We start from the raw sequence: 13,563 nt of genomic DNA on the forward strand, positions 1-13,563 counted from the left end.
ATATGAATATTAAAAACCTTCAGTTCAAATGGGATATTATTACCCAAAGAGAAATAACCAAAGGTTATAAATCAGTTATTCTTACTCCTGAGTGCAAATCAGTTTTATACTTAGGAATAAATAAAGATGCAAACAGGTGTTTAATTCTGTCTTTGCCTAAAAAGCATAATGTAAATTTTAAAGCAACAATAAAAGAAAACTTATCTATTGAATTTTTCCCTGAAACTAATTACATAGTTTTAAAATTAATTGATAATACTTTCTATGAACTGTTTGACGATTTAATAATTTCAATGTATAATAGAATTAAAGACTTATCAGATGTTGATAATTATTCGAAAGAATTCATCCAAACTTTTTATAAGTGGAGTGAATTTTTTAACGATAAAAACTCATCAATGCTTTCATTAGAAATTATAAAGGGGTTATTTGGTGAGTTATTTTTATTGAAGTCTTATATTGATAATGTTGAGTTAACAAACGTAAATGATATATTAAATAGTTGGACTGGGCCATTTGACAAGAGACATGATTTCACATTCGACCGGAAAGATGTTGAAGTTAAAACAAAAATAGAATCTAAACTCGACATTACGATATCAAGTGAATATCAATTAGAAAAGAATTTAGATAAAGCAATAGAGTTAGTTGTCATTTCTGTTATCGAGAATGAAGGGTACACTTTACAATTTCTCATAAATGAAATTAAAAATAAAATTCAAATAAAATCAGGTGATTATACTTTATTTCTAAAAGCACTAAATATGAAAAGCATTGATTTAAAAAATGTAAGTCTCTATGATAACTATTTGTTTAAGCCTATCAACCAAATTACATTTAATTGTACAAGTTTAAGCTTTCCAAAGATTGTAAAATCAAATATTTCGAAGGAAATAAGTAACGTAAAATATGACTTAAGAATTAGCGCATTAAATAATTTCATAACCTCAGAACTATACTTTTAAAATGGAAATTTCAGAATATTTAAAATACAGAAAAGACTTATTAGATGAAACAAGAGATGAGGATGGTTTTATATCAGAACCATCATTTATCAGTTTGGTATTACCATCAATGCTGGAAGCAAAATTAATTGATTCTGAAGAATGCAATGAGTCCTACTATAAATATGATTCTGAAAAACTTAAAATAAATGGATATCTTGTTAATGAATCAGGAGAGAGACTCCAATTATTTATATTAAATGAAGATTCTATTAACATAACTCAGACGGATGATGATCTTAAAATTAGTCAAAAAAATTACTATGATAATCAATTTAATAGAGCAACAAAATTTTTAAATAAAGCGATCAAAAGACATTTTGATGATGAAATTCAAGATTCAAGTCCTGTCAAAGCCTTGATTTCTCAAATTTCTTCCTCACATGGAATTGACCAATTTGATGTAGTGGAAATATTTCTAATTTCGGCAACCGCAACTGTTTCAACACGGGGAAATATTTCACAACCCAAAAGATTAGACTTTGAAGATGATAATTTAAAAATATCATTTACTAAAAATAAAGTAAGTGCAACTAAAGATATTTTAATAATTAAAAGGCTAATTGATTTAAATTTTCTCTATAGTGTACTAATATCTCAAGGAAATAGGGAGCCATTAACCATAAATTTTGAAAACTTTGAGAATAGAATTGAAGTAATAAAAGCTGCTGATGAATTAAATTTTGAATCCTATTTATGCGTACTCCCTGCAAAAATTCTTGCAGATTTATATAAAAGACATAGTTCACGTCTATTAGAAAAAAACGTCAGGTCTTTTTTGCAATTTAGAGGAGTTAATCAAGGGATAAGGGAAACGATACGGTTGAATCCAGAAAAATTCATCGCCTACAACAATGGTATAACCGTGACATCTACAGGTAAAGAAATCGAAGAAATAAACGGTAAAACTTATTTAAAAAGTCTTACTGATTTTCAAATTGTTAATGGGGGGCAAACGACAGCCAGTATCTATTTCACCAATAAAGACGGCTTTAACATTGACAAAGTAAAAGTAATGGCCAAAATTAATGTTGCAAAAGATGTTAGTGAAGAAAATCTAGACGATTTAATATCAAAAATCAGTCAATATTCTAATTCTCAATCTAAAGTTTCAAATGTTGATTTACGTTCGAGAAATCCACAATTAACTAAATTAAAAACTTTATCTGAAAGCATAATTACTCCTTCTGGACGCAAGTGGTTCTTTGAAAAATCGAAGGGAGATTTCAATACAAAATTAAGAATTGCAGGTTCCGGAAAAGCACGAATTGAAAAAGAATTCCCTAAACAACATAGATTTAGTAAAGAAGAATTAGGAAAATATTTTACAGCATGGGGAGATCAACCATATATCGTTAAAAAAGGTGGAGAAAAAGTATTCAGATATTTTATTGAAGAAATTGGTGGGGATGGTTCAGGGAAAAAACCATTAGAAATTGACCGAAATTTTTATGAGACATTGATAGCCAAAATCATTCTTTTTAGAGATTTGGAAAAAATTTATGGTCAAGGAAAAAATTCAATGGGACAAATAAGAGCAGCCGTAATACCTTATTCTTTATCAATTCTTTACAAATATTTTGATGGATCTAAGGGAGACAGAATGTTTGATCTTTATAAGGTATGGAATGCTGAAGGTCTAGGAAATGAATTGTCTGAGTATTTGAAGGAGTTAATGATACTCATTAATGAATTAATTAAAAAATATTCTAAAAGTGATGATTTAGGTGAATATAGTAAAAAGAAAGAATTATGGGATGATATATCAAATTCAAAAGAAATTTTAGAATTCGTTCAATCAAATAACTCACAAAAAATATTTGAAAAATATTCTGCTTCTAAAAAAGAAATGGAAAAAAAATTAAAGGCAAATTCAAAAAATAAAGAAGTAGATTTTAAATCTCTAAAAGACAACATAGAGATTCATTCCAAAACAACTGAATTTTACAAAAAAATAAATTCTTTATTATGGGATAATCTTACAGACAATGAGAAAAACAAATTATCTAATATTTCTGCTTTAATTCAACAAAAAGAAGATCTAACTCCAGATTTAATTTCTTTTGAAGAAAACATATTACAAAAAATAAGAATCAATCATCCTGAAGTATTTGACAAAATACATTATGAAAACAACAAATTATTGGAAGAAACATTTAATTATGTATTAAAGAAATATAATACTTGTATCGATAAATCTGAAAATGTAATATCTGTTTTTGAGAAAGTAGGCAGCATTGCCAAAATAAAAGGTATAAAATATGATTCTGTTTTTAGTGAAATAGGAAAAACATTAAATGATGGTTTTTCGCCAACTACTAAACAGATATATTATGCTTCATACTATGTTTCATCTTTAAATAATTTAAATTAGTTTTCGAACATTTCTCGCATTTGTTCTCTATACATTATGGTTCTTTAAAGTATATCCTACTGACTAATATTTTTTTTTAACAAGAGAGAAACTAGTACCAGTATGATTATGGTAGATTTGTAAAGACTGCCACCTTTGTCAAAGTTTTGAACTTTGACAAAGGTTACAAGCCATTAGATTGATATTGACGATTGCGGTCGGGACGATTGCGGCGGGGACGATTGTGGTGGAATCAACAGATTGCCGCGCTACACTGCGTTTCGCTCGCAATGACAAGCCGCGCTGGACTGCGTTTCGCTCGCAATGACTGGGCGCAGAGGGCGATTGTGGTGGAGGCGATTGCGGTAAAACCAACAGATTGCCGCGCTACACTGCGTTTCGCTCGCAAGGACACGGAAAAAAGGGGGGCAATGGATGTGAGCAATGGATGTGAGCAATGGATGTGATTTCTCTCGTTGGTCGAAATGACACGGGAGGTTAGTGAGCAACTGCTGTGAGTAATGGATTGGAGCAATGGATGTGAGCAATGGATGTGAGCAATGGATGTGAGCAACTGCTGTGAGCAATGGATTGGAGCAACTGGTGTGAGCAATGGATGTGATTTCTCTCGTTGGTCGAAATGACACGGGAGGTTAGGGAGCAACTGCTGTGAGCAATGGATTGGAGCAATGGATGTGAGCAATGGATGTGAGCAATGGATGTGAGCAATGGATGTGAGCAATGGATGTGAGCAATGGATGTGAGCAATGGATGTGAGCAATGGATGTGAGCAATGGATGTGAGCAATGGATTGGAGCAACTGCTGTGAGCAATGGATTGGAGCAACTGGTGTGAGCAATGGATGTGATTTCTCTCGTTGGTCGAAATGACACGGGAGGTTAGGGAGCAACTGCTGTGAGCAATGGATTGGAGCAATGGATGTGAGCAATGGATGTGAGCAATGGATGTGAGCAATGGATGTGAGCAATGGATGTGAGCAATGGATGTGAGCAATGGATGTGAGCAATGGATGTGAGCAATGGATGTGATTTCTCTCGTTGGTCGAAATGACACGGGAGGTTAGGGAGCAACTGCTGTGAGTAATGGATTGGAGCAATGGATGTGAGCAATGGATGTGATTTCTCTCGCTGGTCGAAATGACACGGGAGGTTAGTGAGCAACTGGTGTGAGCAATGGATGTGAGCATTGGATGTGAGCAATGGATGTGATTTCTCTCGTTGGTCGAAATGACACGGGAGGTTAGGGAGCAACTGCTGCGAGCAATGGATTGGAGCAATGGATGTGAGCAATGGATGTGATTTCTCTCGTTGGTCGAAATGACACGGGAGGTTAGGGAGCAACTGCTGTGAGTAATGGATTGGAGCAACTGGTGTGAGCAATGGATGTGAGCAATGGATGTGAGCAATGGATGTGAGCAATGGATGTGAGCAATGGATGTGAGCAATGGATGTGAGCAATGGATGTGATTTCTCTCGTTGGTCGAAATGACACGGGAGGTTAGGGAGCAACTGCTGCGAGCAATGGATTGGAGCAATGGATGTGAGCATTGGATGTGAGCATTGGATGTGAGCATTGGATGTGAGCAATGGATGTGATTTCTCTCGTTGGTCGAAATGACACGGGAGGTTAGGGAGCAACTGGTGTGAGCAACTGGTGTGAGCAATGGATGTGATTTCTCTCGTTGGTCGAAATGACACGGGAGGTTAGGGAGCAATGGATTGGAGCAACTGGTGTGAGCAACTGGTGTGAGCAACTGGTGTGAGCAACTGGTGTGAGCAATGGATGTGATTTCTCTCGTTGGTCGAAATGACACGGGAGGTTAGGGAGCAACTGCTGTGAGTAATGGATTGGAGCAATGGATGTGAGCAATGGATGTGATTTCTCTCGTTGGTCGAAATGACACGGGAGGTTAGTGAGCAACTGCTGTGAGTAATGGATTGGAGCAATGGATGTGATTTCTCTCGTTGGTCGAAATGACACGGGAGGTTAGGGAGCAACTGCTGTGAGTAATGGATTGGAGCAACTGGTGTGAGCAATGGATGTGAGCAATGGATGTGAGCAATGGATGTGAGCAATGGATGTGATTTCTCTCGTTGGTCGAAATGACACGGGAAAAAGGGGACGATTGCGGTAAAATCAACAGGTTCCCGCGCTGGACTGCGTTTCGCTCGCAATGACGGGGCGCAGAGGGCGATTGTAGTGGGTCGTAAAGATAGCCACCTTTGTCAAAGTTTTGAACTTTGACAAAGGTTACCAGTCATTAGATTGATATGGACGATTGCGGTCGGGACGATTGCGGTAAAATCAACAGATTGCCGCGCTACACTGCGTTTCGCTCGCAATGACGAGTGGTGGGGGCGATTGCGGTAAAATCAATAGGTTCCCGCGCTGCACTGCGTTTCGCTCGCAATGACGGGGAGCAGAGGGCGATTGTGGTGGGTCGTAAAGGTAGCCACCTTTGTCAAAGTTTTGAACTTTGACAAAGGTTACCAGCCATTAGATTGATATGGACGATTGCGGTCGGGACGATTGCGGTCGGGACGATTGCGGTAAAATCAACAGATTGCCGCGCTACACTGCGTTTCGCTCGCAATGACGAGTGGTGGGGGCGATTGTGGTAAAATCAACAGGTTGCCGCGCTACACTGCGTTTCGCTCGCAATGACGAGTGGGTTTTAAGGACGATTGTGGTGGAATCAACAGGTTGCCGCGCTACACTGCGTTTCGCTCGCAATGACGGGGAGCAGAGGGCGATTGTGGTGGGTCGTAAAGATAGCCACCTTTGTCAAAGTTTTGAACTTTGACAAAGGTTACCAGTCATTAGATTGATATGGACGATTGCGGTCGGGACGATTGCGGTGGGGACGATTGCGGTAAAATCAACAGATTGCCGCGCTACACTGCGTTTCGCTCGCAATGACGAGTGGTGGGGGCGATTGTGGTAAAATCAACAGGTTGCCGCGCTACACTGCGTTTCGCTCGCAATGACGAGTGGGTTTTAAGGACGATTGTGGTGGAATCAACAGGTTGCCGCGCTACACTGCGTTTCGCTCGCAATGACGGATTGCCGCGTCGTTCCTCCTCGCAATGACTGGGCGCGCTGGACTGCGTTTCGCTCGCAATGACAAGGCGCGGCAATTAGAGTTCTTCTTTACCATAACTTTGGTACAGTTCTTCATACGCCCTTTGGGTGTCTATATCCCTCATTTGGGCATTGGAGCGCAACATATACACTTCTTTTTGGGCGGCCATCAGGATTTCTTTGGCTCCTTTGTCTTGGTTTAGTTGGGCGAGTTTCCCGAAATAGACCGCATCGAAAATAGCCGGAACGCTTGGGGTATTGTCGGTTTCGGAAGCGATTATCTTGGCTTCTTTTTCGGCATATTTATCGATCAACGCATTGTAATCTGCAGCGGTAATCAGGGGTTGGTCGGCCAAGGTGATGAGGATGGCGTCATGGTGGAGTTGGTTTTCCTTCAAGAAATTCACGCCACAAGCTATGGAATTGCCCAGTCCGTTTTTCCAGTTTTTGTTTTCAATGCTTTGGATGCCGTAGTGTGCGATGGATGGGGCTATTCGGTCGGCATTGGCTCCCAAAACCACATATACAGCATTTCCCTTGGATTGGATGGCTTGCTCGATGGCATTTCCCAGCAAGGTGGTGTTTTTCCAAGGCAATACTTGCTTTATGGCGTTCATGCGTCTGGATTCGCCCGCCGCAAGAATCAGGATGGCTATATTCATGGAGGTTAGAAGTTAGAGGTTAGAGGTTAGAGGTTAGAGGTTAGAGGTTAGAGGTTAGAGGTTAGAAGTTAGAAGTTAGAAGTTAGAGGTTAGAGGTTAGAAGTTAGAGGTTAGAAGTTAGAGGTTAGAGGTTAGAGGTTAGAGGTTGGAAGGTTGTTGAAATGGAGTTAATTAGAATAAAATGATGTTCTTTTATTTTTTAGAAAATCGGGTTTTTGTTGTCTGGTTACGGCCAGTATTTCGGAACAAATGGAGATGGCGATTTCTTGGGGGGTTTGGGCTCCGATATTTAGTCCTGCCGGGCCATGGATTGTATCCAAAAAATCTTCTTCGACCAAGGGATGGTGTTCCACAAAATCATTGATTAGTTTTTGCCCCCTTTTCATGGCTCCCAGCAAACCGATGTAGGCCGGGCGGGTTTCTTTCAAGGCCATCAAGTACTGCAGGTCTTTGGCATAACTGTGGGTCATCAAAACGATGGCGGTATGCTGGTTTGCTCCATTCAATTGCAGCTCGTTGGGTTCTACTTTAAGGAGTTGGTGAATGCCCGGAAAATCCAAGGCTGTTTTAGGATTTGCCGCAGTGGTTATTATTACGACTTCCCATCCCAAGATGGATGCCGACAAGCACAATTGGACGGCATCGTGTTCGGCTCCCACAATCACCAGCCTGAAACAAGGTTCGAGCTGTTGTTCGAAAATCAGTGAAGCACCACTCCCCTTTTCTTCCCGTTTTGTCGTTTTTGAAAAACCAAAGCCGTTGTCCGTATCGAATGTGATGAAGGAACCCCAATCGTCGTTGACGCCTTCTTGTCTTGAATAGCTTGTTGTTATTTGAAATGCTTTTCGTTGTTCGAGTGCTTTTTCGAATTCAAGAATCAAGGCATCGTCCGGAAGGAAAGGTTCTATCAAAATGTACAATGTTCCTTCGCAGCCCAATCGGTAGCGGCCATCATAGGTCATCATTTTGGGCTGGTTTGTCTGGAATACGGATTCGGATTGCTTCAGGATTTCTTTTTCGACACAGCCTCCACTTAACGCCCCCGTCATGGTTCCGTCCTCCAATACGAGCATTCTCACCCCCGGTTTTCTATAGGAAGAGCCTTCCAAGGCCACCAAAGTGGCCATCACTGTTTTTAAGCCTTTTTTGTTGGCTTTGACAAAGCTGTTGATGCAGTTTTTAAACTCGAATGTCATTCCTGTTTATTTGAATTATTAGCAAGGGGGATTTTATTTGGTTGTCCAACATTGGCATTTAAATTTTCAGCCACAAATTACACGAATTGGCACCAATTTTATTATTTAAAATTGAATTAGACGAATTTAAATTGTTTTAAGAACATCACGGCATTCGTTTTGAAATTTTCAGCCACAAATTACACAAATTGGCACAAATTTTATTATTTAAAATTGAATTAGACGAATTTTGGTTGTTTTAAGAACATCACGGCATTCGTTTTGAAATTTTCAGCCACAAATTACACGAATTAGCACAAATTTTATTATTTAAAATTGAATTAGACGAATTTTAGTTGTTTTGAGAATCACGGTATTCGTTTTGAAATTTTCAGCCACAAATTACACAAATTGGCACAAATTTTATTATTTAAAATTGAATTAGACGAATTTTAGTTGTTTTGAGAATCACGGCATTCGTTTTGAAATTTTCAACCACAAATTACACGAATTGGCACCAATTTTATTATTTAAAATTGAATTAGACGAATTTAAATTGTTTTAAGAACATCACGGCATTCGTTTTGAAATTTTCAGCCACAAATTACACAAATTGGCACAAATTTTATTATTTAAAATTGAATTAGACGAATTTTAGTTGTTTTGAGAATCACGGCATTCGTTTTGAAATTTTCAACCACAAATTACACGAATTGGCACCAATTTTATTATTTAAAATTGAATTAGACGAATTTAAATTGTTTTAAGAACATCACGGCATTCGTTTTGAAATTTTCAGCCACAAATTACACAAATTGGCACAAATTTTATTATTTAAAATTGAATTAGACGAATTTTGGTTGTTTTAAGAACATCACGGCATTCGTTTTGAAATTTTCAGCCACAAATTACACAAATTGGCACAAATTTTATTGCAATTTAAAATTGAATTAGACGAATTTAAATTGTTTTAAGAAGTGCCGAGTCGTGGTCTCCTTTTTTTAGAATCGAATGCCCTGCCAAAAGATTTCCAATCAAATGTAACCAACTTAATTGATATTTTCAAGTGTATCGGGGCCAGTTGTCCAGCATTGGCCTGGGACATCACGGCATTTAAAATTTTTCAACCACAAATTACACGAATTGTCACAAATTTTATTCCTTCTTAAAATTGAATGACACGAATTTAAATTGTTTTGAGAATCACGGCATTCGTTTTGAAATTTTCAACCACAAATTACACGAATTGGCACAAATTTTATTATTTAAAATTGAATTAGACGAATTTAAATTGTTTTAAGAACATCACGGCATTCGTTTTGAAATTTTCAGCCACAAATTACACGAATTAGCACAAATTTTATTATTTGAAATTGAATTAGACGAATTTAAATTGTTTTGAGAATCACGGCATTCGTTTTGAAATTTTCAGCCACAAATTACACGAATTGGCACAAATTTTATTATTTAAAATTGAATTAGACGAATTTAAATTGTTTTAAGAACATCACGGCATTCGTTTTGAAATTTTCAGCCACAAATTACACGAATTAGCACAAATTTTATTATTTGAAATTGAATTAGACGAATTTAAATTGTTTTGAGAATCACGGCATTCGTTTTGAAATTTTCAGCCACAAATTACACGAATTGGCACAAATTTTATTATTTGAAATTGAATTAGACGAATTTTAGTTGTTTTGAGAATCACGGCATTAGTTTTGAAATTTTCAACCACAAATTACACAAATTGGCACAAATTTTATTATTTAAAATTGAATTAGACCTATTTTAGTTGTTTTGAGAATCACGGCATTCGTTTTGAAATATTCAACCACAAATTACACGAATTGGCACAAATTTTATTATTTAAAATTGAATTAGACGAATTTTAGTTGTTTTGAGAATCACGGCATTCGTTTTGAAATTTTCAGCCACAAATTACACAAATTGGCACAAATTTTATTATTTAAAATTGAATTAGACGAATTTAAATTGTTTTGAGAATCGCCGAGTCGTGGTCTCCTTTTTTTACAAGCGAATGCCCAGTTAAAAGATTTCAATCAAATGTAACCAACTTAACTGAAATTTTCAAGTGTATCGGGGCGAGAATTGCATTTTAAATTTTGGGTTATGGCCAAAGCGTTTCAAAATACCCCTATTCCTGTTTTAGTTGGTCGATCCGTAAAAAATCAGGTTATTTTTTTGCACTTACTTCCAGAGTGGACGTTAAATTTATTAACTTTGGGTTTAAGCACTAAAAAGCTTCTCCTTGAACCCATTAGAACCAAACATTTGCATTGATTGGAATCTCTTTTAGGCAACGTTTCCCCCGACTGAAGTTACTCACTAACCTTAATGCCATTGTATTAAAATGAAGCAAAAAATAAGTTTTAAGCTGAACCAAAAACCAGTTAGTTTGGAGGTTAACGGTTCTGAATCCCTCTTGACCGTCCTCAGGGAATATCTGGACCTGACCGGTACCAAATTTGGATGCGGATTGGGAGAATGTGGCGCCTGCACGGTTTTGATTGACCAAAAAGCGGAGCGTTCCTGCATGGTCGCCGTGGAAGATGTGGCCGGAAAAGACATTACCACCATTGAAGGGTTGAGTTCGAATGGAACATTACATCCCATCCAAAAAGCCTTTGTGGCCCATGATTCTTTGCAATGTGGTTTTTGTACCCCGGGGATGATCATGAATGCCTACGACTTCTTGTCGCGAAATCCAAACCCCAGTCGTACCGAAATCATCAAGGGCATGGAGGAAAATTTATGTCGCTGTGGTTCTTACAATCGCATTGTGGATGCCATTGAAACCGCTGCCGTAACCATGAATCAAAAAACAAAGTTATGAAACCGACTCCAACCAACGAAGCGATAAACAGCGATATGGCTCTGGCCCTATTGAATAACAGGCGTGATTTTTTAAAAAAATTGGGCGGCGGCATCATTGTAGCTTTTACTATTGGAAAATTATCCCTGCTGGACGGTTGGGCTGCCAATACCGAAGACGCCCTATTGAATTTTAATGCCTATTTGAGGGTTAAAGAAGACGGCCGAGTGGATTGTTATACCGGAAAAATTGAAATGGGACAAGGCGTAAACACTTCGCTAGCCCAAGCCGTGGCCGAAGAATTGGAAGTTTCCATTTATTCCATCGACATGGTCATGGGGGATACCGAGTTGTGTCCTCATGATGACGGCACTTGGGGTTCGATGACGACCCGTTTTGCCGATCCTGTCCTGCGCGCTGCCGCTGCGGAAGCCAGAACAATTTTGATTCTACTTGCCGCGGAACAGTTGAAAGTGGCTCCGGAATTGCTGGAGGTAAAAGAAGGTATTGTTTTTGTCAAAAATGATGCTTCCAAAAAAATCTCCTATGCCGCACTTACCCAAGGCCAAAAGATTATCCAAACCCTGAAAGACAAACCTGCCCTGAAAAAAGCCAAGGATTTTAAAATCATTGGAAAATCCATCATCCGATTGGATGCCGAGGCTAAAGTTACGGGAAAAGCGAAATACGCCGGAGACATTAAATTGCCCGGAATGGTCTATGCGAGTATCGTCCGACCCACGGTTTTTGGTTCCAAAAAACGGAGCGTCGATGCCTCCAAATTAGTTGATTTTGAAGGGGCGCAATTAATCGAGGACGGGAATTTGGTTGCCGTGGTTCACCCCAATTCCGAAATTGCCTATGCCGCCGCCCAGAAAGTAACAGTAACTTGGGAAGCTCCCGAACTGAAAGTAGACCAAGACAGTATTTTTAAATATCTGGAAGACAGCATCAAAGATTCCAGAATTCATCAAGAGGGCGGCAACTTGGCCACGGGCCAAACGCTCTCGGAAACCCTGATCGAAGGGGATTATCTGGATGGTTACAAAGCCCATGCTTCGATTGAAACCCATTCGGCGACCTGTTATTTTGAGGGCGACAAACTCACCATGTGGGCTTCAACGCAGACTCCTTTTGGCACCCGCAAACGAATCGCCAAAACGCTGAACATGTCCCTGGAAAAAGTGCATTTGAAACAAATCCTTTTGGGAGGCGGTTTTGGCGGTAAAATTATTGACCACCAAGCCGTGGAAGCGGCCAAAATAGCCAAGGCTTGCGGTAAACCCGTTCAATTGATTTGGTCCCGCCGTGAAGAATTCATGTTCGTGGGCTTCCGACCCGCCGCCTTGATGAAAGTCCGTTCGGGAGTGGATCGCAACGGCAAACTGCAATTGTGGAATTTTGATATTTATTGTGCCGGAACCAGAGGAACCAATCTCTTTTATGATGTGGAAAATAATCGCACCCGCATGTTTGACGACGAAAGTGTCCATCCCTTTGATGTTGGCGCTTGGAGGGCTCCGGGAAACAATTCGACCACTTTTGCCCGAGAATCCCACATTGACGTAACCGCCCACAAACTGGGTATTGACCCGCTGCAATTCCGATTGAACAATTTGAAAGACAAAAAGATGTTGGCCACCCTGCAATTGGCCGCCCAAACTTTTGGATGGGAAAAGCCCAAAAAAGAGGGTCATGGGTACGGGATTGCCCTCGGCGAAGATGCCGGCACGAGGGTGGCCTTGATTGCCGAAGTTTCGGTGGACAAATTAACCGGGATGGTACACCCCATTCGCATGGTTTGCGCCCAGGATATGGGACAAGTCGTGAATCCGCATGGCGCCACGATTCAAACCGAAGGCGGGATAACCATGGGGTTGGGCTATACGCTGTCTGAAGACATTGAATTTGAGGGAGGCACCGTCAAAACGACCGGTTTTTCCAATTATGAAATTACGCGCTTTTCCAAAACCCCGACCATAAGTTGCGTATTCATTGATAAAATGGATGCCAAACCTGAAGGAGGTGGAGAACCGGCCATTATCTGTGTGGGTGGTGCCATTGCCAATGCCGTTTTTGATGCCTGCGGTGCCCGAGTGAACCGAATGCCGATTACTCCAGAACGAGTTTTGGCAGCGATGCCGGGGAAATGATTCCAGTTTATTAGTGGCGATTGGGTTGGAGATTGCCGTGTCGTTCCTCCTCGCAATGACGAGTGGTGGGGGCGATTGTGGTAAAATCAACAGGTTGCCGCGCTACACTGCGTTTCGCTCGCAATGACGAGTGGTGGGGGCGATTGCGGTGGAATCAACAGGTTGCCGCGCTACACTGCGTTTCGCTCGCAATGACGGAACAATTAACACTAAAAAGAGAATAACAGGGTGAACACCGTCGAAATATTTGTCGTATTTTGCAACCAATTACAACAATC

At 39.6% G+C, this 13,563-nt stretch carries 6 protein-coding genes; 4 read left to right on the plus strand and 2 right to left on the minus strand.

All coding sequences use genetic code 11. The features are described 5' to 3' along the window. Positions 1–2 precede the first annotated feature (2 nt). Positions 3–965 carry a PD-(D/E)XK motif protein gene (locus OZP13_RS07335; protein WP_281299189.1) on the plus strand — a complete coding sequence of 321 codons (963 nt, stop codon included), beginning with the start codon at positions 3–5 and terminating at the stop codon, positions 963–965. A gap of 1 nt (position 966) precedes the next feature. Then, positions 967–3,378: an AIPR family protein gene (locus OZP13_RS07340; RefSeq protein WP_281299190.1), complete on the plus strand. Its 2,412-nt coding sequence runs from the start codon at positions 967–969 to the stop codon at positions 3,376–3,378. Positions 3,379–6,515: 3,137 nt separating this feature from the next. Here the strand turns inward: OZP13_RS07340 and OZP13_RS07345 are convergent. Beyond that, positions 6,516–7,121, minus strand: a complete 606-nt coding sequence (locus tag OZP13_RS07345; RefSeq protein WP_269243235.1) for a nucleotidyltransferase family protein — start codon at positions 7,119–7,121, stop codon at positions 6,516–6,518. Positions 7,122–7,288: 167 nt separating this feature from the next. Next, complete coding sequence (locus OZP13_RS07350; RefSeq protein ID WP_281299191.1) at positions 7,289–8,317, minus strand: XdhC family protein; 1,029 nt, start codon at positions 8,315–8,317, stop codon at positions 7,289–7,291. Positions 8,318–10,670: 2,353 nt separating this feature from the next. Here OZP13_RS07350 and OZP13_RS07355 point away from each other — a divergent pair. Then, positions 10,671–11,153, plus strand: a complete 483-nt coding sequence (locus tag OZP13_RS07355; protein ID WP_281299192.1) for a (2Fe-2S)-binding protein — start codon at positions 10,671–10,673, stop codon at positions 11,151–11,153. Continuing rightward, a complete protein-coding gene (locus OZP13_RS07360; protein WP_281299193.1) occupies positions 11,150–13,285 on the plus strand; it encodes a xanthine dehydrogenase family protein molybdopterin-binding subunit in 2,136 nt (711 codons plus the stop codon). Before OZP13_RS07355 ends, OZP13_RS07360 begins: the two co-directional genes overlap by 4 nt. The last annotated feature ends 278 nt before the right edge of the window (positions 13,286–13,563 follow it).

Source organism: Flavobacterium limnophilum, assembly GCF_027111315.2.
GTDB lineage: Bacteria > Bacteroidota > Bacteroidia > Flavobacteriales > Flavobacteriaceae > Flavobacterium > Flavobacterium limnophilum.

Coding starts and splice junctions, on each gene's coding strand:
- OZP13_RS07345 (WP_269243235.1), bottom strand. CDS start 7,121: ATGAATATAGCCATCCTGATTCTTGCGGCGGGCGAATCCAGACGCATG.
- OZP13_RS07340 (WP_281299190.1), top strand. CDS start 967: ATGGAAATTTCAGAATATTTAAAATACAGAAAAGACTTATTAGATGAA.
- OZP13_RS07335 (WP_281299189.1), top strand. CDS start 3: ATGAATATTAAAAACCTTCAGTTCAAATGGGATATTATTACCCAAAGA.
- OZP13_RS07350 (WP_281299191.1), bottom strand. CDS start 8,317: ATGACATTCGAGTTTAAAAACTGCATCAACAGCTTTGTCAAAGCCAAC.
- OZP13_RS07355 (WP_281299192.1), top strand. CDS start 10,671: ATGAAGCAAAAAATAAGTTTTAAGCTGAACCAAAAACCAGTTAGTTTG.
- OZP13_RS07360 (WP_281299193.1), top strand. CDS start 11,150: ATGAAACCGACTCCAACCAACGAAGCGATAAACAGCGATATGGCTCTG.